The organism is Streptomyces sp. NPDC079020 (genome assembly GCF_044542225.1).
In the GTDB taxonomy this organism is placed as follows: domain Bacteria; phylum Actinomycetota; class Actinomycetes; order Streptomycetales; family Streptomycetaceae; genus Streptomyces.
In genome coordinates this window covers 35,352-59,101 of sequence record NZ_JBITUB010000003.1, presented here as the reverse complement: position 1 = coordinate 59,101, position 23,750 = coordinate 35,352, and the positions used below count along the sequence as shown (strand labels likewise).

Sequence of the window (23,750 nt, the reverse complement as noted above, 5' to 3'; positions counted from 1 at the left end):
GTTCACGCCAGCCCCAGTGTGCGGTCCCATGGCAACGGGCCTTCGCCCGGCGGCATCAGGGCGAGTGCCACCCCCGCGGCGCCCTCCAGCATGCCCGCGGTGTCCACGGCGCGGTGCGGGACCGGCGAACGGGCCGCGGCGGGGAAGCGCATCAAGTGGCGGTATCCGAACGGTGCCGCTTCCTCCGCGCAGCCCAGCACCTTGTCGGTCAGCCTGCGGCGCCCGGCGCGCAGTTCCGGGTCGTCCGTGTCGTGCGCGACCCGGGTCAGGACGCTCAGCAGTCCGGCGTACCCGTGGCAGACGGTCGCGCCCTCGATCGCCCACAGCGATTCGTCCCGCCGCAGAGCCGCCCGGAGCGCGTCGACGGCCGCCACGCACCACTGGGGGCGGTCCATGGCCCGTCCCGCGCGGAAGAGGGCGGCGGCGACGCCCGGGGTGCCGTAGCACCAGGCCGTACGGGTGAACAGCTCGGCGGGCCGGTCCGGGGCGACCTCCCACTCCCAGGACGCCCGCGCGGGCCAGTACGGGCCCGCTCCGTCGTGCAGCGTCCAGCCGAGGAGCCAGGCGGCGACGCGGTGGACGGCGTCGCGGATGTCCGTCCCCGTGTGCCCGGCCTCGTACGCCGAGCAGAGCACCGCGAGCGGACCGGCGATGCCGTGTGCCATACCGAGGTTGAAGTCCCCGCGGGGGTATTCCTTCCGGTCCCGTTCGCCGAGCTGGAGCCCGGCCGGAACCCACCAGCCGGGCACCTCGTGGCCGTCGACCGTCACCGGTTCGGTGATGCGGGCCAGGTGCCGGAGCGAGGCGGCGAGGGCGGCGGTCACCTCGGGGCCGGTCTCGGCCGGGTCGGTGGCCGAGTCCAGGAGCAGCCGGGTCGTCCCGGACAGCCCGTTGATCAGGTCGTACGCCGCCCAGTCGACGCCCTTCGCCCCTGATGCGGCGCGGGTGGCGAAGGCGCGCAGCCGCTCGTTGTGGTCCTCCGCGACCCATCCGGCCAGCCTGCGGCGCAGCGCGCTGTAGTGCCCCTGCGGCCCGGCGCAGGTCTGTGCGGCGGCGAGCAGTGCGGCCGGGCCGGAGAAGAGACCGTGGCGGGGCGCGGAATTCATGGCGCGGCCGGCGGCGGCGAGGTGCCGGTGGGCGACGGGCCGCCAGGCGTCGTCGCCGCGGGCCAGTTCGCCGTAGAGGAGGGCGATGCCGGGCAGCCCGTTGGCGAGGGTCAGCGGGCCCCACATCACCGCGTCGTAGACGGGGTCCCGGTTGTCGTCGCGGGAGGCGACGGCCGCGACCCGCTCGGGGTCGGCGAGCCGGTCGGCGACCAGGGCGACGGCTTCGTGCGGGCGTACCTCGGTGGTGGCCTTCATGACTGGTGCCTCCGGCGGTTGAGGTGGTCCTGCACCGCGCCCCGGGCGATGCCGAGGGCGGTGGTCTCGCGGGCGCCCGAGCCTCCGAACAGGCGGTTGCAGACCATGTGCAGCAGGCTGCCGACGACCCGGCCCTGAGGGGTGCCGCCCGGGACACCCACGGCGGCGGCGAGTTCCCGGACGGCGTCGTCGCGTGCGGCCAGCGCGGCCAGCACCCCGGCCCCGGCCGGGTCCGCCGAGAGGGCGGGCCAGCCGCCGTAGGGGTCGATGAGGCGGCGCCAGTGCGCGGACCGGGAGCGGAACGCGGCGGGCAGGTCGGAGCGCGCGCCGGTCATGGACAGCCAGGCCGTGGCGCCGTCGTCACCGCAGTCCTCGGTCACCAGGGGGTTCCCGGGGGCCGGGGGGCCGAAGGCGTGGGCGAGCGCGGCGCAGGAGACGGCCGCGAGGTCGTCGACGCCGTAGTCGTTCGCCGGGTCCTTGGCCAGCCTCAGCAGGTCGAGGGCGGCCTCGCTGTCGTACTGGAAGACCCGTTCGGCGAGCCGCTGGGCGGCCGGCCCGCCGTAGCGCTCGCACTCGGGGTCGTACTGTGCGAGGGAGTGGCTCCGCAGCAGCCCCTCGCGCTGCCAGCGGTGCAGCAGTTCGCCGACCGCGGGGGCGGCCTCGCCCCACATCTCGCGCGGCCGGTCGCCGTGCAGCCGCAGCCGCAGGTGGTGGCCGCTGTCGTCGGTGTAGCGGATGAAGAACCAGCCGTCGGCGCCCTTCTCCCGTGCCAGCGCGACGAGTCCGGGGACGTGGTCGCGCAGCAGGTCGTCCTGCGTACGGGCGGAGCCGTGCAGTTTGAGGTAGAGCCATTCGCCGCCGAGGCCGTGCGCTGTTCGTCCGGGCCGGTGCTGTCCGGCGTACGGGCGGCGGCGCGGCGCACCGGTCTCGCGGCGGGTCAGCGGGACGACCAGCTCGGCCGTGTGCCCCGCGAGAGAGGTGTGCTGCCCGGCACGCGGGGCGCGTTGTACGTCCGGGGCGTGCTGACCGTCCGGGGCGTGCTGACCGTCCGGGACCGGGGCTCGCTCACCGTCCGGGGCCGGGGCCGGGGCGTCCAGCCAGCCTTCGTACTCGCCGGGGACTTCCTGGGCGACCAGATCGGGATGCCGCAGGACCTGATCGAGCAGCAGCTCGCGGTGCCATGCCTGGCCGAGGTCGAGGAGCAGCCGCTGGTCGGCGGTGACGGCCAGGACGCGGGAGGGTACGTCCCACGCGGTCCGCCAGTCGTGCACCGCGTCGTCCCACTCCGCCCCGCGCGTGCCCCGGGCCGGGTCGCCGCGGCGTGCCCGTACCGACTCGGCCCGGGCGCGGATCACGTCCAGCCGCCAGACGGCGCAGGCGAGGACGAACCTGCCGTACCGCACGCGCGGCACGAAGGGGGCGTCGGCGAGCGGCCCCCAGTTCCACGGCTCCCACAGGCGCTGGCCCTCCAGTCCGATCTCCCACAGCAGCCGGACGGCGTTGGGCGCCTGGGCGGGAGCGCTGATCATGTTGCCGAGCACCGGGACGATCTCACGGCCGGTGGGCAGGTGCACGGCGGTCAGCCGGTCCAGGGTGGCGCCGATCCCGATGTCCGTCAGCCGCAGTTCCTCGACACCCGGGGTGTCCGGGAGGCCCACGGCGATGCGGCGGCCCGTGGCCGGGGTGGTGTGCGCGAGGTTGGCGGCCCGGCCCGAGCGCGGCCGGAAGGCGAGGTCGACCGGGACGGCGTCCTGGATGTGCACGGGGTTGTGCCGGTGCAGGGCGGCGAACCCCGGTCGCCAGTCGGGGTGCTGGTCCGCGAACCGGGCGAAGGTCGCCCCGGCCCGGTGCGAGCCGGGCGACGGGGACAGGAAGACCCGGAAGTCGCCCCGGTCCAGCGCCGCCACGTCGGGGGCGACGACCTGCACTGTCACCTCGCACGAGTTGGGGAGGTCCGCGGGGTCTGCGGTGTCGTGGCACAGCTCGTCCAGGTCCGCGTCGTGGAGGACGACCTCGCGCAGGCCCGCGCGCTGTGCGGTGGCGGCCAGCCGTGCCATCGCCCGGTCCCGGCGGGCGGTACGGGGGTCGTCGGGCGGGGTGACGGGGGCCTCGCTGTTGGGCCAGCCGTAGCCCGGCGGGGCGCCGAGGCCGGTCGATTCGTCGAGGAGCTCCAGCACGGGGACCAGCCGGTCGGCTCCATGGACGTCGAGGAAGCGTCGGTGGTAGTCGCGCAGGGCGAAGAGCCCGAGCTTGGGGCGGGACAGGCGCCACATCGCCCCGGCGGCCTGCTCGACGGTGGTGCGCACCGCGTGGGGCAGGTGCAGCACGGTGTCGAGGCGGGTGTCGATGTGGAGCGGGGTGTCGTCCGGTTCCACCGACCGCGCCGCCCGCAGCAGCCGCCCGAGGTGGGCGTGGCCGGCGCCGACGGGCCGGGCGTCGTACAGCCGCCGTTCCCGGTCGACCGCCAGCAGCGCCTCGTGCGTACGCCGGGTGTCCTCGGATGCCCCCGTGACCTGGGCCAGCAGGTCCAGGACATGGTGCAGCGGATCGTCACCGGCCAGCGGCGGACGCAGTCCGGTGATGAGGATCTCCTGACGCACCAGCTCGCCGAGCAGCTCGTGGATCCGCTCGACGGGGGCTCCGGGGAAGGCCGTTTCGACGCACCGGACCAGTTCGCCGTACGGCAGCGGGGCCACGCACTCGGCGACGGCCCGCCGGACGACGGGGGTGTGCCGGACCGACACCGTGGAACGGCCCTCGCCGCTGTCGTCGAGCCGTACGCCGTTCGTCGAGGGAGCGGTGAGGACCAGCCGGTCCCCGCGCCCGATCAGGGCCTGGTGGGCCTGGACGGTCAGGGTGGACAGCACGGCCGGGTCGCGTTCGAGGCGGTGGCCGATCCTGGTGAGCCACTGCATGTCCACATGCGTACGGGTGCGGTGTGCGGTGCCCCGCCGGGCCTCGGCGGTGGCGTCGAACCGCCCGGCCGCCACACCGGCGAACAGCCCGAAGGGGGTGGGCCGGGTACGCATCCTGATGTCGTAGCGCAGCACGGCGAGGGCGGCCCGGCGCAGCTGGCCCGCCCGGATTCCGGCGGCGCCGCGCTCGGCGACGCGGGCGACCATGGCACTGAGGCTGGGGGAAGCCAGATCGAGTGCTTCGGTCAGCAGCCGGTCGGCGGGGACCGCGGCGAGGAGTTCGGCGCAGGCGGCGAGATCGTGGGGGCCGCCTGCGCCGGGGAGGGGTAGTCCGGGTGCGTCCGGTGCCAGGGGAGCGCGGTACAGAAAGACGTCTCCGGCCTCGAACGGTGTTGCCTTGAGCGGTGCTGCCTTGAGCGATGTTGCCTTGAGCGGTGCTGCCTCGAAGGGTGCTGCCCTGAGCGGTGCTGCCCTGAGCACTGTGGCCCTGAGCGGTGGCTCGTCGGACGGCGGTGTCTCCTGGGCCGGTTCCCCCACCGATGTCCTCCATCTCGTCCGCACCTCACGCCCGGGAGTGTGCCCGTGAGGCCGGAACGAGGCCCGGCCCCACGGGTCTGAACTGTCAGCAGCAGTGGCTGCAGCCGGAGCCGCCGCCCTCGCTGGTGCACCCCGGGGTGCAGTACGAGATGCTCGTGATGGCAGGACCGGCGACGGACTGCTCCACGCCGATCTCCAGGTCGAGGTCGAACAGCCCCGAGTCGTTGGCCCTCTGAGCGGGATCCTTGATACCCATGCTCTCTCCTTCATAGGAATCGAAGCGGATGCTCGTGGGCCGCGGCGGATGCTCGTGGATCGCGACCCACGATGCACCGAACCACGTGTCCGGTGACCGGACAACGGAATCGGAGCTGCTTGGCAGTCCTGGCAGTGCTGTCAGTACCGGTCTCCGAACAGCGGCAGTTCTGCCCGGATTCGTCCTGATCCGAAGAATTCCGTCGTAAGCCGTGAACCGACCAGGCGTTTATGGATACGTACGTGGTGTGTGTTCGGACGAAGCTCTGCTGACCGGTGTCGCCCAGGGCGACCAGGCAGCCCTGCGTACCCTCTACGATCGGCACGCTGCCGCCATGCTGCGCCTCATCGGCAGACTCACCTCGGACCGGGGAGTCTCCGAGGAGATCCTCCAGGAGGCGTGGCTCGCGGTCTGGCGGTCGGCCGGCGGTTTCCGGGGCGAGTCCTCCGTACGGGGGTGGCTCATGGGCGTGGCCAGACGGCAGGCCCACAATCAGCTCCGCAAGTCCCGGCCGCGGCTGGTCGACCTGGCCGAGGCCCACGACGTGGCGGATCCCTCGTCCAGCGTCGAGGACCAGATCGTGCGGGACGCCGAGCGCACCGCGTTACTGACAGCCGTCCGCACTCTTCCCGGACATCTGCGCGAGGTGCTCGCCCTGGTCCTGGTCGAGGACCTGGCCTACCCGGAGGTGGCCACCGCGCTCGCCATCCCGGTGGGCACCGTCAAGAGCCGGATGTCTCAAGCGCGCAGACGGCTGGGCCACATGCTCGCCGCCACGCGGCTGGAAGGATCGGGACGACGATGACAGACCACCTCACGGACGATGTCCTGGCGCATCCGTCGGGCGAAGGCCCCGACGAGAAGCGCCGGCTGCGGCATCTGGAGACGTGTGCCGCCTGCCGCGGCCGGAGCGCGGTGTGGCAGGACATCCGGTCGGCGCTGCGCACCGAGTCCGCCGAACAGGCCCTCGCCGTACCTTCCTTCGACGCGCTGCTGGGCCCCGCTCTGGCCGGCCCGGCCGAGCGGGCCCCGCGCGCGGACGCCGTGCCCGTGCGCCGCAGGACCGCGCTCCCCTGGCGGACGGCGGGTCAGCTCGTGCTGCGTCAGGCCCTGCTGATGCCGAGGAGCTGGGCGCCGCTCAGCGCCGCCGGGTTCGTCGGAGCGGCGGTACTGGCGGCGGCCGACGCGCAGGATCGTTTCGGGACACGGCTCTTCGGCGCGGTGGTGGTGCTGCTGGTGGTCTTCGGCGCGCTGATGGTCGCCTCGCCCCGGCGGGACCCCCGGCGGGAGCTGCTGTTCACGCTGCCGGTGTCCCCCGCCGTGGTCTTCCTCTCCCGGCTGACCGTGGTGCTCGGGGTCGATGTGGCGCTGGCCATGGGCTGTTCGGCGCTGGTGGCGGGGCCCGGCTGGTGGCCGGTGGTGTCGAGCTGGCTCGGCGAATCGCTGCTGGCCGCCTCGCTGACGCTGGCTCTGTCGGTCCGCTTCTCGACCGCGGCCGGAGCCTCGGCGGGCGCGGGGCTGTGGCTGCTGGGTCTCGTGGGCGGGCCGCTGGCGGGGGTCACCACCCCGTTCGCCGGTTTCCTGGACGCCCTGCTCGCGACGACGCCGTGGAGCCTGGCACTCGCCGCCGCCCTGCTGGGCTGGGCCGCGGCCACGATGCGGTCGTTCGGGGACGGCTCGGCGTCCCGCCCCGCGTAGCCAGGCCGTCGCCCGGCCTGCCGCGGTCCTCGCCGCCCGGCTGTCTGACGGGCTGTCGCGCCGGCGGGCTGTCTCGGGCGGACGGGCGGGCTGTCGGGTCGGCCGGCTGCCTGTATCGCTGCCCGACTGGCCGACTGCCCGACTGCCCGGCAGGCGGGCCGCCCGGCAGGCGGTCTCTTCGCCCGCCCGGACCGCCGGACCGTCCGGCCGGTGCCGTGAACCGTTCGTGGCCGTCCCGCTACGTACGGGGTGTGCTGCCACCGGCAGGTCACGCCGCGCTCGCCGGGCCGGCGTGGGTGCGACGAAAGGAGCCACGACATGACCGCTGCGACCTGGTGGACCCACGAAGTCCGCCGGTGCGGGAAACAGGCCGTCGCCCTGCCCGTCCTGGCGGCGCTCCTCACCTGCGTCGCGGCCGTGGGCCTCGACGGTGCCACGGTGCTCGGCCGGGCCCTGCTCTCCTGCGCGCTGCCCACTGCGGCGGCCCTGGCCTGTGCGGCGGTGGTGGCGCGCGAGCCGCTGCTGGAGCTGCATCTCTCCCTGCCCACCCCCTACCCCCGCACCGTCGCCCGCCGGCTCGCCTGGCCCGCCGCCGTCACGGCCGTCGCCGCGCTCGCCCTGGTGACGACGGTGACGGCCGCCGGACACCCCCTCGATCTCCCCGGCACCCTGCTCAGTCTCGCCGGGCTGACCGTGCTGCTCAGCGGCGGCGCGGTGTGGGCGACGGTCCGGTCCGGCTCGGCGGCACCCGCCACCGGGCTGGTGGTCGCGGTGGTGCTGGCCAAGCTGCTGCTCGTCGACCGGGTGGTGGCCGACGGGGCCGGGCAGGCACTGCCCGCGCTGCTGATCGGCGGCTGCCTGACCGCGGCGTCCCTGCGCACGCTGGGTTCCGGTGGCCGGGCGGGCGCCGGACTCCGACCCGTCGGCGCGCACTCCGGCGACGGGGAGGCCTGATGGTTCTGCTGTGGACCCTGCGGTACGAGGCCCTGATGGCGGCCCGCCGCCGGGTCGTATGGGGGGCGGTGCTGCCGCTGGCCCTGCTCAGTCTGCTCCTGGCCGCCACGTCCCCCGTCGTCACCGGTTCCGCCGACCCGGCGACCCGGGTCGGCGCCGCCGCCGTGCTCGTCAACTCCTTCTGCACCCTGGGAGTCGGCCTCGCCCTCGCGGACCGGCTGCGCCGGAGCCTGGAGTCGCGCGGCACCGCCGAGCTGCTGGCCGCCACCCCGGCGGGGCCGCTCGCGCGGACGGCGGGCGCCCTGGCCGGGCCGCTGCTCACCGCGCTCGCCCCGGTCGCCGTTCTCTTCCTCGCGTACGCCGCCGTCGTCTCGGTGCTCGCCGGTTCCGCGACGCCCCTGGGCTCGGCGGCGGTATCGCTGCTGACGGCCGTACTCCCCGCGGCGCTGCTGGCCACCGCGTTCGCCGGGCTGCTCGGCGTGCTGCTGCCGGTGGCCGCCGCACGGGCCGTCACGGCCCTGGTGTGGCTGTGGGCCTGCCACTTCCCGCCGGGCTTCTCGCCGATCCCCACGGTGACCGGCACCGTGCTGTCCCCGCTCGGCGGCTATCCGATGGCCGCCTGGGCCCACGCCCCCGAGGTGTGGGCGGCCCGGGACGGCACCGGAGCCCTGCGTCCCGCCGTCAGCGACACCACCGCACTGGTGAACGTCGCCCTCGTCCTCGCGACGGCCGCCGCCTGCTACGCGCTGGGCCGTCTCGTCTCCCGCATCAGCCGACACGGAGCCTCATGAACATCTCCACCGAGCAACTGACGAAGGTGCACCGCGGCGGACGCCGCGCGCTGGACGCCGTCGACCTGCACATCGAGAGCGGCACCGTGGGGCTGCTGGGCGCGAACGGCGCGGGCAAGACCACACTGCTGCGCATCCTCACCGGTGTGCTGCGCCCCACCTCCGGCCGGGTACACGTGGCCGGACACGACCTGTCGACGAGCGCCGGACTCAGCGCCGCCAAGCGCACCCTGGGCTACCTCCCGCAGGAGCTGTCCCTCTACCCCGACCTGACGACACGTGAGTTCCTCGACTACATCGGCGTGCTCAAAGGCATCCACGACAAGCGCGAACGGCGGCGTCAGGTCGACGCGCGGATCGCGGAAGCCGGCCTGGAGGAAAGATCCGGCGAGCGGCTGGCCGGGTTCTCCGGCGGTATGAAGCGGCGGGTCGGCATCGCCCAGGCCCTCATGGGCAACCCGACCCTGCTGATCGTCGACGAACCCACCACCGGCCTGGACCCGCACGAGCGCATGCGGTTCCGTTCCCTGCTCGCCGGACTCGGACACGGCCGCACCGTCATCCTGTCCACCCACATCCTCGACGACGTGGCCCAGACCTGCCCCGAGGTGGCCGTGCTCGCGGCCGGCCGGCTGGTCTTCCACGACGCCACCACCGATCTGGTCGGTCAGGCGGCCGGGCGCACCTTCGTGTACCGGCCCACCGGCGCGGACACGGGCCCGCCCCCCGGCGCCGAGGTGGTGAGCGCGGTGACCCGTGCCGAGGGAACCGAATACCGCATCGTGACGAACGCCCCGCCCGCCGGGGCCCGGCCCGTCGAGCCCTCGCTCGAAGACGGCTACGCCGCCCTGCTCCGCGCCGACGGCGCGACCCCGCACCCACCCACAGTGAGGCAGTGACCACGTGACCACGCATGCCATGAACGCCACGAACACCCCGCACGCCCCGCGCAACCGCCGTTCCACCACCCGGGCCCCCCGCGCCCTGGCCTGTCTGGCCCTGACGGCGGTGGCCCTGATCGGCCTGGCCGGCTGCGGGGGCGGCGGCCGCGCCGAACCGGCCACCAAGACTCCCGTACCGCTGCCGAGTCCCACGTCCACCAAGCAGCAGATGAGCGAGAAGAACCTCGGATACACCTGGCCGCTGACGGTCGAGCAGGCCACGGCCGAGTGCCGCGAGGGCGACCAGGCGGTCGTCACCGTCCCCGACGGAACGACCTACGCGCTCAACGACCGGGCGGAGAGCGCCGGTTACCCGGATCTGGCGCCCGTTCGGATGTCCGGCGACGGCGGCGACCCGGTGAGCATCGGCCCGCTGCTCAGCAGGACTCTGAAGCTCTGCGGAATCGCCTCATGACCGGCCCCGGCCGGGTACACCTCCTGGGTGTACCCGGCCCTCACCCCGCCCACGGCGCACAGGAGACACGAGAGGAACGACTCGCACGACGAGGAGTGGGCCCACGAATGAGCTGACGTGGGCCCAGCACGACAGAGAATCACGGGGGCACGACCTTGGAACAGCGCGCATCGACCGCTGACAAGCTGCACGTCCTGGTCCATTCCGGGCTCAGGGAGCACTTCGACTCACCGCCCGCCACTCTCAGCACCATCCGCTCCGGCCTGGACCACGTCGACTTCGTGGACGACGCGTGTCTGACCGCGCCCGGGACGGTGCTCTGTCTTCCCGTACTCATACCGGTCGCCAGCGAGTTCCAGGCCGAGGGGCTGCGCGCCGTGCGGGTTCGGCACCCGTTGTCGCTGCTCATCGCGGTGACCGACGATGTCACGGGGTATCGCACGTACTACGCGATCCGTTCGGGGGCGAGCTTCGTGCTCAATCTCGCCATTCCCGGCGAGAGCCAGGTCGACATGCTGTACGCGCAGCTGCGCGCGCACCGTATGACCATGTCCGCCGTCCGGCTCCATCTCGCCCACGCCGACCACCAGGGCCACGAGGGGCACGACGGTCACGAGGGGCATCAGGAGCACGGAAGCCATCAGCGCGCCCGCGGCGATGCAGCGGCCCGGGACCATGTGCCACGGCACGCGGCCGAACACCGATGTCCGGACATCGGCGTACGACACGACGACGAGCGGTTCGCTCTCGGCCACAGGCCACCGCAGCCCGCCGCGACAGCCCCGGCCACCACCTCGGACACCGGCCTCCTGCGGCTGCTCCGCACCTCGATGACCGTGTCCGAGATCGCGCGCACCTACTACTGCTCGGAGCGGTCCATGTACCGCCGCATCCGCAAGCTCTACGACGATCTGGGCATCCGCAGCCGCACCGAACTGATGTCGCTGGCCATCGGCCCGAACCCGCCACCGCGTCTCCTGCTCCCCGGTCCGGCCGCCGGCCGGACCGATGGCCCGCGTGATGGCCCCCGCCGGTCCACGGAGGCCATCGGGCGGTCAGCGGATTCCCGCGTCGACCGATTCCAGCAGCCGGAAGAATCCGACCTCCACATCCCCGTCGACGGCCAGCCCTGACAGCGGGCCCTCGTACCGGGTGCGGCCCTCGCACAGCACCTGCACCCGGTCGCAGACCTGCGCGACCTCGGCCAGCTGGTGGCTGGCGATCAGAACGGCGACGCCCTCGTCGGCCAGGGAGCGGATGATTCCGCGCATCTCCCGGATACCGACGGGGTCGAGTCCGTTGGTGGGCTCGTCCAGGACGATCAGCCGCGGTTTGGCCAGCAGCGCGACGGCGATGCCCAGCCGCCACCGCATTCCGAGGGAGTAGGAGGAGACCCGCCGGCCGCGCGCCTCGGTCATCTTCACCAGGCGCAGGGCCGGTTCGATCCACTCCTCGGGCACACAGCGCAGCCTCGTGTGCACCTTCAGCGTCTCGTCACCGGTCAGTGTCGGCCACAGGCCGGGGACTTCGATCAGGGCGCCGACGTCCGCCAGCGAATCCCGTCCGACCGGCTTGCCGAAGATCTCGATGCTGCCCGATGTCGGCCGCTGGAGTCCCAGCAGAGCTTTCATGAGCGTCGTCTTGCCCGCGCCGTTCGGTCCGAGGAGTCCATAGACCTCGCCCGCCCGCACGGTGAGGTCCACCCCGTCCAGGGCGTATCGGGAGCCGTAGCGCTTGCTGAGCCGTCGGATCGTCAGAGCCGCCTGCTCCGACGGGGATTCGTACGCGGTCATGTCAGATCTCCTTTCGCTGCATGTGCACACGGCCGATGAGCAGCAGGGCCGCCGTCAGCACGACGGCGAGTCCCACGGCGAGCGGGATGGCGGACATGGCGGTGACCGGGCTTCCCTCGGGCAGCGGCACTCCGTTCGGCCCGATACCGGCCAGTGGCAGCACCACACGCATCGGCCAGGCGAAGGGGACGGCGAACCAGAAGTCCTTGTCCGAGACGAGCGCGCCGCACAGCAGTCCGGCGATGCCCACGCCGATCCCGGGCCCCATCCCCCACACGAACGAGACCAGCACGGCCAGCGCCGTCATCGACAGGCCCACCAGCCAGGGCAGATAGACCGCCGCGACCACCATGCCCATACCGCCCGGGAAGTCGCCGCTGATCAGCGCACCGATCGAGAGCATCACCAGCAGCACGCAGGAGGACAGGAACCCCAGCACACCCAGCGCGGCCACCTTGCCGACGAAATACCGCCCGCGCGGGACCCCGTACGACAGCAGGAGCCGCCAGGCGTCCTGGTCGGCGCGGACCGACAGCGCGGCGGCCAGGCCCGCGGTCATCGGCACCAGCACGCCCCAGAACTCCAGCGTCACATTGCGGAAGACCTCGAAGGTCTGTCCCGCCTTCGCCTCGGAGGAGCCCAGGGAGCCGAGGAACAGCGGAATGGTGATGATCACGGGAGCGAGCAGGTGGTACCAGAGGACGAATCCCCGCTTGTTGCGGGCGAGCTCGGTCCCCACCACGGTCGACAGCGACGGATTGTCGCGCTGCCCCACGAGGGGCGGGTCGGCTGTGTCGTGCGCCATGAGTTCTCCTACCTGACCGTTGTCGGTTGTCGACCGTTGCCGGTTGCCGACCGTTGCCGGTTGCCGGTCGCCGGTTGTCGGCCATTGCCGGTTGTGCCAGGTACGTAGCGAAGTCCGGAGCCGCGGTTCGCCGCGGGAGGACGCGGTCGCCCGACTGGCAGACGGCAGACACCTGACAGGGGGCTGCCAACCGACCGGGCGGGGGCCCGTTCCGGTGCGTGCGGATGCGAGCGTGAGAGGCACCGCCGGGCCGCCACCGGGGTGGGCCGGTCGGGTGTTCCCGCACCAGCATCGTCAGGAAGGAACCCTCATGAAGAAGCTCAGCAGCGCGCTCGTGGCCGGCGCCATGGCCCTCGCGCTCGGCGGTCTCGTCACCCCCACCGCCTTCGCTGCCCCCACCGCCTTCGCTGCCCCCGCCGCCCCCGCCTCCGCCGCCCCGGTGGGGATCATGAAGCTCTGGCACGCGACGGTGCAGTGCCAGATCGTGCGGATCAGCGACAACAACGCGATCAGGTACGACAGGGCCGACGGCACGGGCAACACCGAGAAGGCGGCCATCGACGACGCGGCGCGCAACATCCCCGTTCCGGCCGGGCACTACAAGCGCCACTGCGACGCGAAGCGCACCTGGTAACGTCAAAAAAAGGGGAGCGGACTGGATCGCACCCCTTTTTTTGTCCCCGGGCAGAAAGGCGCGAGCGATGTCCGAAGCTCCCCGTGTGTACGAAGTGCGGCTGGGCGTCTACGCCACCGAGCAGCAGGCCGAGGACCTCAAGGAACGCATCTCCGCGATGCTGTGCCCGGACCCCGACCACGCGCCGCCGTGCCCGATCCCCTGGTCCGTCGCCCTGCTTCGGGGGGAGGGCCTGGAGGATCCCGACGCCTACGAGCACCTGGTCGAGCAGGCCCGCATCGAGAGCGGCCCCCGCCCATGAGCCCCCGCCCGTAAAGCCCTGCCCGTGGGCCGTGGGCCGTGGCCCCGCCCATGGGCCGTCCCCGCAGGGTCACACCCGGTCCGCGAGGTCCTGGGACCGGGAAAAGGTGGGGGCGGCGGGCCATCCGGCCCACCGCCCCCACCCTCGTATTCACTCACTCACGCGCTCCGCGCGCTCACCCGCGTACGGGAGTCACTGCACGATCGTGATCCGGTCCGTGGCCGGCGGGGCCAGCGGGGCGGCCGCCGTCGAGTGGGCCGCCAGGTACGCGTTGAACATGTCCAGGTCCGACGCGCCGACCAGCTTGTTCGTGCCCTTGCCGAGAGCCGCGAAGCCGTCGCCGCCGCCCGCGAGGAACTCGTTCATCGCGACCCGGTAGCTCCTCGCCGGGTCGATCGCCTCGCCGTTGAGCTTGATGGTGTCGGCGGCCACGCGGGCCGCGCCCGTCTTCGTCAGGTCCAGCGTGTAGGTGAGGCCCCTGGAGACCTGGAGGATCTTCGGGCTGGCCTCGTTGGAGCCGCTGACCTGCTGCTGAAGGGCCTCGATCACCTGGGCACCGGTCAGATCGACCACGTTCATCATGTTGGTGAACGGCTGGACGGTGAACGCCTCGCCGTACGTCACCACCCCGTCGCCCTCGGCGCCGGACGCCTTGTGGACCAGGTCCGAGCGGATGCCGCCCGGGTTCATGAAGGCGATCTGGGCGCCGCCCTTGTCGGCCGGGGCCAGACCCTCCAGCTGGGCGTCGGCGATCAGGTTGCCGAGCGGCTTCTCCGGGGCTGTGGCGCCGCGGCCGTTGATGTCGGCGGTGATCCAGCCCTGCGGCTTGTTGGCGATGGGGGCCGCGAGGGCGTTCCAGCGGGCGATCAGCTTCGTCATGTCGGTGGCCTTGGCCCGGTCCCGGCTGACGACGTGGTTCGCGGACTTCACCGACGTACGGACGATGTCCTTGGTGCGACGGTCGTAGGTGAGCGTCGTGTCGGTGTAGACCTTGCCGAACGAGGAGGCCGAGGTGACCATGCGCGGCTTGCCCGACGGGTCCGGGACGGTGCACACGTACGCCTGGTGGGTGTGGCCCGTGACCAGCGCGTCCACCTTGGGCGTGATGCCCTTGGCGATGTCGAGGATCGGCCCGGAGATGCCGTCACCGGCGCCGGGGCTGTCGCAGTCGTAGTTGTACGAGGTCGAGGCGGGGGCCCCGCCCTCGTGGATCAGCGCGACGATCGACTTGACGCCCTTGCGGTCCAGCTCCTTGGCGTACTTGTTGATCGTCTCGACCTCGTCGTGGAACTCGAGGCCCTTGACGCCGTTGGCGGTGACGATGTTCGGCGTGCCCTCCAGGGTCACCCCGATGAAGCCGATCTTGACGCCGTTCTTCTTCCACACCGTGTACGGCTTGAGAAGCGGCTTGCCGGTCTCCTCCTTCGTCACGTTGGCCGCGAGGTAGGGGAAGTCCGCGCCCTTGAACTTCTTGCCCTCCTCGTAGCAGCCCTCGGTGGGGTGGCAGCCGCCGTTCTGGAGGCGGGCCAGCTCGGCCGAGCCCTCGTCGAACTCGTGGTTGCCCACCGCCGTCACATCGAGGTCGAGCTTGTTCAGCGCCTCGATCGTCGGCTCGTCGTGGAAGAGCCCCGACATCAGCGGGCTGGCGCCCACCATGTCACCGCCCGCGGCGGTGACGGAGTAGCGGTTGCCCTCGCGCGCCTCGCGCAGCGACGTGGCGAGGTATTCGACACCGCCCGCGGGGATCGGCTTCACCGTGCCGTCGGCCTGCGTCTCGGAGACCGTGCCCGCGGAACCGGCCGGGGGCTCAAGGTTGCCGTGGAGGTCGTTGAAGGACAGCAGCTGCACATCGACGGTGCGGGGCTTGTGCCCGTGGCCATGTCCGTGGCCATTGCCCCGGTCCTGGGCGCCGGCCGGCATCGCGGCGACGAGCGCGCCCACGGTGGCCAGACCGGCCGCGGCGGCGAGCACCCGCCGGGACGCACGGTTCTTCTGCGGAGTCGCTGACATCGGTCCCCTTGTGGTGTCACATCGTGAATCCTGCGTGCCGCAGCCTAGGGTCAACGCGCGTAGCGCAACAGGTGTTCGAGGTTACGAGCTGGTTGCCGTGCCGTCAGAAACCTCCCTTATCGACCAATAGCGCCCACATGGCCCCCATATACCGCCGGAACCACCGCCGGATCTCCCCTCGGTGCCGCCACCTCGCGCGCCCGTCGCCGTACGCTCGTACGCATGACGACTGACGTACCGCTCCCCGCCCCCGGACGCGAGATTCAGACCCTCGACGCGCTCGACCCCGTACAGGCCGAAGCCGTTCTCGACCTGCTCGGCGAGGCGGCCCGGTCCGACGGCAGGCAGGCGGTCTCCGAGCAGGGGCGGCTCCAGCTCCGGGGCGGACACCGCGCGGGCGTACGCCACTTCCTGCTGACCAGCGCCGGGGTCCTCGCCGGGTACGCCCAGCTGGAGGACACCGACCCCGTCGAGGCCCCGGCCGCCGAACTTGTCGTGCACCCCGCGCACCGGGGCCACGGCCACGGGCGGGCCCTGGGCGCCGCGGTCCTCGCCGCGACCGGCAAGCGGCTGCGGGTCTGGGCGCACGGCGGCAGTTCCGCCGCCCGGCATCTGGCCCAGGTCCTGGGCCTCTCCCTCTTCCGCGAGCTGCGCCAGCTCCGGCGCACGCTGATCCCCCTCGACCTCGCCGAGCCGGTCCTGCCCGAGGGCGTCACCGTCCGCACCTTCGTGCCCGGACAGGACGACGCGGCCTGGCTCGCCGTGAACAGCGCCGCCTTCGCGCACCACCCCGAGCAGGGCTCGCTGACCCAGCGGGACCTGGACGACCGCAAGGGCGAGCCCTGGTTCGACCCGAAGGGCTTCTTCCTGGCCGAGCGCGCGGGCGGGATCGTCGGCTTCCACTGGACGAAGGTGCACGCGCGGGAGCAGCTCGGCGAGGTGTACGTCGTCGGCGTCCTGCCCGACGCGCAGGGCGGCGGCCTCGGCAAGGCACTCACCGCGATCGGGCTGCGCCATCTGGCAGCCGAGGGGCTGCCCACCGCGATGCTCTACGTCGACGCCGACAATCCGGCGGCGCTGAAGGTGTACGAGCGGATGGGGTTCACCACCCATGAGGTGGACCTGATGTATCGCACGGAGTCCTGACATACGGGACGGTCTCCGACGGAGGCTCAGAACACCCAGGGGCGGCGTCACTTGACGCCGCCCCTTCTTTCCACCACCCTTTCACTACTCAATTAGTGAAAGGGTGGTGCACATGGCAGAGTCCGCAGCGGTCGAGTTCCGTATCGACCGGCGCAGCGGCGTCGCCACGTACCTCCAGATCGTCCAGCAGACCAAACAGGCCCTGCGCCTGGGCGTCCTGGAACCGGGCGACCGGCTGCCCACCGCCCGCGAAGTGGTGGAGGCGACGGCCATCAACCCGAACACCGTGCTCAAGGCCTACCGCGAACTGGAGCGCGAAGGGCTGGTGGAGGCCCGGCGCGGGCTCGGCACCTTCGTCCGCCGGACCCTCGGGAGCGCCGCGGCGGGCGCCGAGGCACCGCTGCGCGCCGATCTCGCCGAGTGGACGCGCAGGGCCCGGAAGGCCGGGCTGGAGAAGGACGACGCGATCGCGCTCTTCACCGCCGTACTGGACAGCACATTCGAGGGGGACCAGCACTCATGACAGGCGCTGCGATCGAGGCGGACGGCCTCGGTACGAGGTACGGGCGGAAGAGCCGATGGGCCCTGCGCGACTGTACGTTCCGGCTGCCCGCCGGGCGGGTCTGCGCGCTCGTCGGGCCCAACGGGGCCGGCAAGTCCACGCTGCTCACGCTGGCGGCCGGGCTGCGCCGGGCGGACGAGGGCACGCTGCGCGTCCTGGGCGCCTCCCCCGTCGAGGCCCGTGACCGGATCGCGTACGTCGCCCAGGAGAAGCCGCTGTACCCGCAGTTGACCGTACGGGACACCCTGCGGGCGGGCCGTGCGCTGAACCCCGCCACCTGGGACCCGGACACCGCCGAGCGCGTCGTCGGGGACCTCCCGGGGGAGGCGAGGGTCCGCTCGCTCTCCGGCGGCCAGCGCACCCGGCTCGCGCTGGCCCTCGCGCTCGGCAAGCGGCCCGAACTGATGCTGCTGGACGAACCGATGGCCGATCTCGACCCGCTCGTCCGCCACCGGCTGATGGGCGTCCTGATGGCCGAGGCCGCCGAGCACGGCACCACCATCGTGATGTCCTCGCACATCCTCACCGAGCTGGAGGGCGCCTGCGACTACCTCCTGCTCGTCGACGGCGGCCGGATCCGCCTCGGCGGGGAGACCGAGGACATCGTCACCGCGCACGCCCTGCTCACCGGCCAGATCCGCGACCTGGCCCCGCACACCGTCGTCGAGTCACGCACGACGGGGCGTCAGCTCACCGCACTGGTACGGAAGGAGGGCCCGGTGGACGACACCGCCTGGGACATCACGGAACCCTCGCTGGAGGAACTGCTGCTCGCACACCTCCGCGCACCCGAGGCCCCGCCGCTGCTCACCCCGAGCGCGACGGGCCCCATGTCCCGGAAGGCGGTGGCCTCGGCATGAGCACCCTCACCCGGCACGAACCCGGCAAGCCCGGCGCACCCGGTGCGCCCGCCAGTGACGCGCGCACCGGCGTACCCGACGGCGCACGCGCCGACGGCCCGCTCTCCGGCCCCGTCCGCGTGCTGCTCCGCGTGCACCGCCGCCCCCTCTGGATCGCGGGCGCGCTGCTCCTGCTCGGTATCGGCGCGGTCGTGGGCCTGCGGATCTGGGTCGCGACCGCGGCCGGCCAGGAGCGCTGCCCCGACGGGGACATCACCGCCTGCGGCGACGACGTGTACCGGACCACCTACGCGCGTACCAGCGCCACGACGTTCCTCGCCGACGGCGGGACCGCGACGCTGCTGCTCGCCGGGCTGCTCGGTATCTTCGTCGCGGGCCCGCTCATCGCCCGGGAGCTGGAGAGCGGCACGTTCAGGATGGCGTGGACCCAGTCGGTGGCCCCCTCCCGGTGGCTGACCGCGCGCATCGCCGTCCCGGTGGTCCTGGCCACGGCCGCGACCGCCGTGGTGGTGCCCGTGTACCGCTGGGGCTGGACGGGCCTCCAGGACAACCCGTACTCCTGGGACCTGCGCTGGTACGCGGGCGACGTCTACCTCGGCAGCGGCCCGGTCACGCTGGGATACGCCCTGCTGGCCGTGGCCCTCGGCGCGCTCGTCGCTGTACTCGTACGCCGCACCCTGCCGGCCATGGCGGTCACCGCGCTCCTGGTCGGCGCCGTCGCCGTGACGCTGACGCAGCTGCGCGAACACCTGTGGCCGGTCGTCCGGGTCACGGGAAAGAAGGGCTCGGACGACTTCGCCTGGTTCATCGACTCGGGCATGCTGACCGCCTCCGGCAAGGCGGTGTACTGGAACGACTGCGCCGACGGGGCAACGTCCGGCGAGGATCTGTCCATATGTATGCGCGAGCGCGGTGGCGTCACCCCGTTCACCGATGCCCACCCGTCCTCCCACTTCTGGCCCCTCCAGCTCGTCGAGACGGGCATCCTGCTCGCCCTCGCCGCCCTGGCCGTGTTCGCCGCCTTCCGGGTGCTGCGCCGCCTGCACGGCTGAGAAGGGCCACCGGCTCCCGCCCGCCGTCCGGGCCCCGCACGGGGTGGCCCCGGACGGCGGGCGCGTACGGTGTGGGCGGACCGGCCCCCGCGGGCCTCCGGCGGGTCCCGCCGCAGGCGTCCGGCGGGTCCCGCGGCGCGCTTCCGCGGGTCCCGCCGCGGGCCTCCGGCGGGTCCCGCCGCGCGCTCCCGCGCGTCCCACCGGAGACCTCACCGGGTCCTTGGGCAGGACCCACCGGCAGGCACACCGCTTCCTGCATGTCATGTCGCCGTTACCGGCCATTCAGACACGCTTGCGACCCTCACTGGATGCAGCCAGCTGTGCCCACCCCCCGCAACGGGAGAGCCGCCCGGAAGGAACCGGGGAGAGCGCCCGGAACCGAGCACGGCCCCGACCGCGGTTCCGGGCCCGGACCGGAGCCCGGAACCGGACGCGGCTTCCCCGGGCCTTCCGCGATCTTTCCCGGCTCCGACGCGCCTGGAGGCCCTTCCGCGCGGAAGAATGGATACATGAGCCAGCAGCCCAGCTCCGAGGTCCCCGCCCAGCCCGTCCAGCCGTCGGTCGGTTCCCTCGCCGCGCACCGGCCGCATGCCACCGCTCCGTCCAACAACGTGGGCTTCTCCACCGCCGCCGACCTGGATCCCGACCTCGACGCCGACGCGGACGCCTACGAACCCGACCGGGACGGCGACGAACTTCCCCAGGGCCGGTTCCTCGACCGGGAACGCAGTTGGCTCGCCTTCAACGAACGCGTCCTCGAACTGGCCGAGGATCCGGCGACGCCCGTACTCGAACGGGCTAATTTCCTCGCCATCTTCGCCTCGAACCTGGACGAGTTCTTCATGGTCCGGGTTGCCGGGCTCAAGCGCCGTATCGCCACCGGCGTCGCCAACCGCTCCGCGTCCGGGCTGCAGCCCCGCGAGGTCCTCGAACTGATCTGGACCCGGTCGCGCGAACTCATGGCGCGGCACGCCGCCTGCTACCAGCAGGACATCGCTCCCGCCCTGTCCGACGAGGGCATCCAGCTGATCCGCTGGCCCGAACTGACCGAGAAGGAACAGGCCCGCCTGTTCACCTTCTTCCGCCAGCGGGTCTTCCCGGTGCTGACCCCGCTGGCGGTCGACCCGGCGCACCCCTTCCCGTACATCTCGGGGCTCTCGCTCAACCTCGCCGTCGTCGTACGCAACCCGGTCAGCGGCCACCGCCACTTCGCCCGGGTCAAGGTGCCGCCGCTGCTGACCCGCTTCCTGGAGGCGTCCCCGCAGCGGTACGTCCCCATCGAGGACGTCATCGCCGCCCATCTGGAAGAGCTCTTCCCGGGCATGGAGGTCCTCGCCCACCACATGTTCCGGGTCACCAGGAACGAGGACCTGGAGGTGGAGGAGGACGACGCGGAGAATCTGCTCCAGGCCCTGGAGAAGGAGCTCATGCGGCGACGCTTCGGCCCGCCGGTCCGCCTGGAGGTCGAGGAGTCCATCGACCCGTACGTGCTGGACCTGCTGGTACGCGAGCTGAAGGTGTCCGACGCGGAGGTCTACCCGCTGCCCGGACCGCTCGATCTGACCGGTCTGTTCGCCATCGCCTCGCTGGACCGGCCGGAGCTGAAGTACCCCAAGTTCATCGCGGGCACCCACCGCGATCTCGCCGAGGTCGAATCCGCCTCGGCGCCCGACATCTTCGCCGCCCTGCGCGAACGGGACGTCCTGCTCCACCACCCGTACGACTCCTTCTCCACCTCCGTCCAGGCGTTCCTGGAACAGGCGGCGGGCGACCCGGACGTCCTGGCGATCAAGCAGACGCTGTACCGGACCTCCGGCGACTCCCCGATAGTCGACGCCCTGATCGACGCGGCCGAGTCCGGCAAGCAGGTCCTCGTACTCGTCGAGATCAAGGCCCGCTTCGACGAGCAGGCCAACATCAAATGGGCCCGCAAGCTGGAGGAGGCGGGCTGCCATGTGGTGTACGGCCTCGTCGGGCTGAAGACCCACTGCAAGCTGTCGCTCGTCGTCCGACAGGAGGGCGACACCCTGCGCCGCTACTCCCACGTCGGCACCGGGAACTACCACCCCAAGACCGCCCGGCTGTACGAGGACCTCGGTCTGCTCACCGCGGACCCGCAGGTCGGGGCGGACCTCTCCGACCTGTTCAACCGGCTCTCCGGCTATTCGCGCCGCGAGACCTACCGCCGGCTCCTGGTCGCCCCGAAGTCCCTGCGCGACGGCCTGATCGCCCGCATCAACAAGGAGATCGCCCACCACCGCGCCGGGCGCCCCGCCTACGTCCGCTTCAAGGTCAACTCGATGGTCGACGAAGCGATCGTCGACGCCTGCTACCGGGCCGCGCAGGCGGGCGTGCCGGTCGACATCTGGGTACGCGGCATCTGCGCGATACGCCCCGGTGTCACCGGCCTCTCCGAGAACATCCGGGTCCGCTCGATACTGGGCCGCTTCCTCGAACACTCACGGGTCTTCTCCTTCGGCAACGGGGGCGAACCCGAGGTGTGGTTCGGCAGCGCCGACATGATGCACCGCAACCTCGACCGCCGGATCGAAGCACTGGTCCGGGTCACCGACCCCGCCCACCGCGCCGCGCTCAGCCGACTCCTGGAGACCGGTATGGCCGACACCACCGCCTCCTGGCACCTCGGCCCCGACGGCAACTGGACCCGGCACGCCATGGACGCGGAGGGCCAGCCGCTGCGGCACGTACAGGAAATGCTCATTGATGCCCGGAGGCGCCGGCGTGCGACGCCCTGACCACCAGACGACGACGCAGGCCCCCGCGGACCTGACCGCGGAAGCCGTCCTCGCGCCCTATCTCCGGGCGCAGGCAGCGGACTTCCTGCGCAGCCTGCGCCTGCACCGCGAGCACAGCGCCCCCACGGACCCCGGGGCACGGGGGGCCGAGGAGGCCGCGAGCGCGCTGCGCCGCTCCGCCCGCCGGATCAGCGGCTCGCTGCACACCTTCCGGAGCGTGCTCGACCCGGTCTGGGCCGACCAGCTCCGTACGGAACTGGCCTGGCTCTCCGGCACGCTCGCCCGGGAGCACGCCTACTCCACCCGGCTCGTCCGGCTGCTCGACGCCCTGCACCGGCTCTCGGGCGCCGCCCTGCCACCGGCGCGCGCCGGTGGCAGCGCCACGCCCCCGCGGCCCACCGCCCCGGGCTCGTCCTCCGGGGCAGCCTCCGGAGCCGCCGGGCAGGAGCGGGCCGCACTGGGTGTCGGCGCGGCGCGCGCCGGAGCACTCCTGGAGCGCCAGCTGACGCTCGCCCGGACCCGCGCCCACTCCGCGGCCCTGCAGGCGCTCGGCTCCTCCCGCTTCCACGCGGTCGCCGACGCCGTCGCGCTGCTGGCCTCCGAGGTCCCGCTGGCCGGCGGAACCTCGGCTCCGGTTCCCGAAGCGCTCCTGGAGCCGGCCGAACGGGCCGAGCAGCGGCTGCTCGGTGCGGTGGCGGCGCTGCCACCCGACGAGCGCGCCGAGCCGTACAACGAGGCGCAGGACGCGCCCTGGCACCAGGCCCGCCTGCTGCTGCGGCTGCACCGGTACGCGCACGAGGTGGTCCTGGGCGCCCCCGATCCGGTCCTGACCGGGGCGGGGCAGGCCCTCGATCTGCACCGGGACGCGGCGGAGGCGGCCTCGGCGGCGGCAGCGGCGGCCCGTACCCCGCGGATCGCCCCGGCGACGGCGTACGCCCTCGGGGTGCTCCACGCGGACCAGCGGCACGGGGTGGAGGCGGCGCGCGGGGCGTTCCGGGAGGCATGGCCGTACGCGGCGGCCGTGACCGCGCCATGACGACCGGCACGGGCCCGGCGCACGACCGCCCCAACACGGCCGGCACGGACCCGGCGCCGGTGCTGGCGGCGGGCTGCGTGCTCTGGCGCCGCTCCCCGTACGGCGGGGGGCTGGAGATCTGCCTGGTCCACCGGCCCCGCTACGACGACTGGTCGTTCCCCAAGGGCAAGCTGAAACGGGGCGAGGCGGCGCTGCACGGCGCCCTGCGCGAGGTGCTGGAGGAGACCGGCCACCACTGCGCCCCGGGGGACCGGCTCCCGACATCCCGGTACCTGGTCAACGGCCGGCCCAAGGAGGTCGCGTACTGGGCGGCCGAGGCGACCGGCGGCGCCTTCGCCCCCAACGACGAGGTGGACCGCCTCGCCTGGCTCTCGCCCGGGGCGGCCCGCGACCGTCTGACCCGCGCCCGGGACCGCGACCAGCTGGACGCCCTCCTGAAGCTGCTCCCCCACGCCTGACGCACGCCGGGCGCCGACACCTGACGCACGCCGGGCGCCCGCGCCGACACCTGGCGTACGCCCCGCGCCGCGCCCGCAGCCGGCGCCGGCCCCCGCGACCGCGGCACCACCGCCTGCACCACCTGCACCACCTGCACCACCTGCACCACCGCTAGCACCACCCGCACCACCGCTAGCACCACCCGCACCGCCCGCACCGCCCCGCACGACCGCTTCACCACCCCCGCGCCGCCCTCCTCACCCCCCTGCCCCACCGCTTTCACCACCACCGCTCCAGGCAGCTCTTCCGGTGCGCCCTTCCTCACTTTTCGGCGCCCCGGGCGGACCCTCAGGAGGGCGCCCCGCATGCCACCCCCCGCCCGTCCGACACGGTTCACCTTCCGTTCACCCTCTCCCGTAGGCCGCTTCACCTGTTCTGCTTAATTTCGGACGTACACGGTGCGCGGCGCCAAGCCGCGGCACCACTCCT

22 protein-coding genes are annotated in these 23,750 nt (G+C 73.0%); 16 read left to right on the top strand and 6 right to left on the bottom strand.

Features of this window, described 5'->3' with window-relative positions:
- Positions 1 to 2: 2 nt before the first annotated feature.
- From ACIGJO_RS07315 to ACIGJO_RS07305, 3 genes are all read right to left on the bottom strand, one after another.
- Complete coding sequence (locus tag ACIGJO_RS07315; RefSeq protein WP_399953420.1) at positions 3 to 1,361, bottom strand: lanthionine synthetase C family protein; 1,359 nt, start codon at positions 1,359 to 1,361, stop codon at positions 3 to 5.
- Positions 1,358 to 4,813, bottom strand: a complete 3,456-nt coding sequence (locus tag ACIGJO_RS07310) for a lantibiotic dehydratase (protein ID WP_399953417.1) — start codon at positions 4,811 to 4,813, stop codon at positions 1,358 to 1,360. The genes ACIGJO_RS07315 and ACIGJO_RS07310 overlap by 4 nt, the downstream gene beginning before the upstream one ends.
- A gap of 85 nt (positions 4,814 to 4,898) precedes the next feature.
- Positions 4,899 to 5,069, bottom strand: coding sequence for a gallidermin/nisin family lantibiotic (locus ACIGJO_RS07305; RefSeq protein WP_399953415.1), 171 nt, complete (start codon positions 5,067 to 5,069; stop codon positions 4,899 to 4,901).
- A 247-nt stretch (positions 5,070 to 5,316) separates the two neighbouring features.
- On the opposite strand from ACIGJO_RS07305, the gene ACIGJO_RS07300 reads away from it, so the two are divergent.
- The 7 genes from ACIGJO_RS07300 to ACIGJO_RS07270 all read left to right on the top strand — a co-directional run bounded on the left by ACIGJO_RS07300 (position 5,317) and on the right by ACIGJO_RS07270 (position 11,001).
- Positions 5,317 to 5,874, top strand: coding sequence for a sigma-70 family RNA polymerase sigma factor (locus tag ACIGJO_RS07300; protein WP_329942197.1), 558 nt, complete (start codon positions 5,317 to 5,319; stop codon positions 5,872 to 5,874).
- Positions 5,871 to 6,767: a hypothetical protein gene (locus ACIGJO_RS07295; protein WP_399953412.1), complete on the top strand. Its 897-nt coding sequence runs from the start codon at positions 5,871 to 5,873 to the stop codon at positions 6,765 to 6,767. The genes ACIGJO_RS07300 and ACIGJO_RS07295 overlap by 4 nt, the downstream gene beginning before the upstream one ends.
- Positions 6,768 to 7,085: 318 nt before the next feature.
- On the top strand, positions 7,086 to 7,721 hold the full coding sequence (locus ACIGJO_RS07290) for a hypothetical protein (protein ID WP_399953409.1): 636 nt from the start codon (positions 7,086 to 7,088) through the stop codon (positions 7,719 to 7,721).
- Positions 7,721 to 8,512: a hypothetical protein gene (locus ACIGJO_RS07285; protein ID WP_399953406.1), complete on the top strand. Its 792-nt coding sequence runs from the start codon at positions 7,721 to 7,723 to the stop codon at positions 8,510 to 8,512. The genes ACIGJO_RS07290 and ACIGJO_RS07285 overlap by 1 nt, the downstream gene beginning before the upstream one ends.
- Positions 8,509 to 9,411: an ATP-binding cassette domain-containing protein gene (locus tag ACIGJO_RS07280; protein WP_399953402.1), complete on the top strand. Its 903-nt coding sequence runs from the start codon at positions 8,509 to 8,511 to the stop codon at positions 9,409 to 9,411. Before ACIGJO_RS07285 ends, ACIGJO_RS07280 begins: the two co-directional genes overlap by 4 nt.
- A gap of 19 nt (positions 9,412 to 9,430) precedes the next feature.
- A complete protein-coding gene (locus ACIGJO_RS07275; protein WP_399953399.1) occupies positions 9,431 to 9,868 on the top strand; it encodes a DUF2511 domain-containing protein in 438 nt (145 codons plus the stop codon).
- Between the two features lie 155 nt (positions 9,869 to 10,023).
- Positions 10,024 to 11,001 (top strand): hypothetical protein, encoded by a 978-nt coding sequence (locus tag ACIGJO_RS07270; protein ID WP_399953396.1) that lies wholly within the window; start codon positions 10,024 to 10,026, stop codon positions 10,999 to 11,001.
- On the opposite strand, the gene ACIGJO_RS07265 is transcribed toward ACIGJO_RS07270, so the two are convergent.
- Together ACIGJO_RS07265 and ACIGJO_RS07260 are read right to left on the bottom strand one after the other, a co-directional pair.
- Positions 10,924 to 11,661 (bottom strand): ABC transporter ATP-binding protein, encoded by a 738-nt coding sequence (locus ACIGJO_RS07265; RefSeq protein WP_399953393.1) that lies wholly within the window; start codon positions 11,659 to 11,661, stop codon positions 10,924 to 10,926. The two genes, ACIGJO_RS07270 and ACIGJO_RS07265, sit on opposite strands and share 78 nt — an antisense overlap.
- 1 nt (position 11,662) lies before the next feature.
- On the bottom strand, positions 11,663 to 12,466 hold the full coding sequence (locus ACIGJO_RS07260) for an ABC transporter permease (RefSeq protein WP_266932301.1): 804 nt from the start codon (positions 12,464 to 12,466) through the stop codon (positions 11,663 to 11,665).
- Between the two features lie 310 nt (positions 12,467 to 12,776).
- Between ACIGJO_RS07260 and ACIGJO_RS07255 the strand changes: the two genes are divergently transcribed.
- Positions 12,777 to 13,100, top strand: a complete 324-nt coding sequence (locus tag ACIGJO_RS07255) for a hypothetical protein (protein WP_399953390.1) — start codon at positions 12,777 to 12,779, stop codon at positions 13,098 to 13,100.
- Between the two features lie 67 nt (positions 13,101 to 13,167).
- Positions 13,168 to 13,401: a hypothetical protein gene (locus ACIGJO_RS07250; RefSeq protein ID WP_399953387.1), complete on the top strand. Its 234-nt coding sequence runs from the start codon at positions 13,168 to 13,170 to the stop codon at positions 13,399 to 13,401.
- A 192-nt stretch (positions 13,402 to 13,593) separates the two neighbouring features.
- Here the strand turns inward: ACIGJO_RS07250 and ACIGJO_RS07245 are convergent, their stop codons facing one another.
- Positions 13,594 to 15,411, bottom strand: a complete 1,818-nt coding sequence (locus tag ACIGJO_RS07245) for a bifunctional metallophosphatase/5'-nucleotidase (RefSeq protein WP_399953384.1) — start codon at positions 15,409 to 15,411, stop codon at positions 13,594 to 13,596.
- Positions 15,412 to 15,633: 222 nt separating this feature from the next.
- Here ACIGJO_RS07245 and mshD point away from each other — a divergent pair, with 222 nt between their 5' ends.
- The 7 genes from mshD to ACIGJO_RS07210 all read left to right on the top strand — a co-directional run bounded on the left by mshD (position 15,634) and on the right by ACIGJO_RS07210 (position 23,281).
- Positions 15,634 to 16,557: a mycothiol synthase gene (gene mshD / locus ACIGJO_RS07240; RefSeq protein WP_399953382.1), complete on the top strand. Its 924-nt coding sequence runs from the start codon at positions 15,634 to 15,636 to the stop codon at positions 16,555 to 16,557.
- A 112-nt stretch (positions 16,558 to 16,669) separates the two neighbouring features.
- Complete coding sequence (locus ACIGJO_RS07235; RefSeq protein WP_399953379.1) at positions 16,670 to 17,080, top strand: GntR family transcriptional regulator; 411 nt, start codon at positions 16,670 to 16,672, stop codon at positions 17,078 to 17,080.
- Positions 17,077 to 17,979, top strand: a complete 903-nt coding sequence (locus ACIGJO_RS07230; protein WP_399953376.1) for an ABC transporter ATP-binding protein — start codon at positions 17,077 to 17,079, stop codon at positions 17,977 to 17,979. The genes ACIGJO_RS07235 and ACIGJO_RS07230 overlap by 4 nt, the downstream gene beginning before the upstream one ends.
- The gene (locus ACIGJO_RS07225; RefSeq protein ID WP_399953374.1) at positions 17,976 to 19,031 is read left to right on the top strand and encodes an ABC transporter permease; all 1,056 of its coding nucleotides are present in this window, start codon (positions 17,976 to 17,978) and stop codon (positions 19,029 to 19,031) included. The genes ACIGJO_RS07230 and ACIGJO_RS07225 overlap by 4 nt, the downstream gene beginning before the upstream one ends.
- A gap of 509 nt (positions 19,032 to 19,540) precedes the next feature.
- A complete protein-coding gene (locus tag ACIGJO_RS07220) occupies positions 19,541 to 21,787 on the top strand; it encodes an RNA degradosome polyphosphate kinase (protein WP_399953371.1) in 2,247 nt (748 codons plus the stop codon).
- Entirely contained in the window at positions 21,756 to 22,823 is a 1,068-nt protein-coding gene (locus tag ACIGJO_RS07215) for a CHAD domain-containing protein (RefSeq protein ID WP_399953368.1), read from the top strand. Before ACIGJO_RS07220 ends, ACIGJO_RS07215 begins: the two co-directional genes overlap by 32 nt.
- Positions 22,820 to 23,281 carry an NUDIX hydrolase gene (locus ACIGJO_RS07210; protein ID WP_399953365.1) on the top strand — a complete coding sequence of 154 codons (462 nt, stop codon included), beginning with the start codon at positions 22,820 to 22,822 and terminating at the stop codon, positions 23,279 to 23,281. Before ACIGJO_RS07215 ends, ACIGJO_RS07210 begins: the two co-directional genes overlap by 4 nt.
- Positions 23,282 to 23,750: the final 469 nt, after the last annotated feature.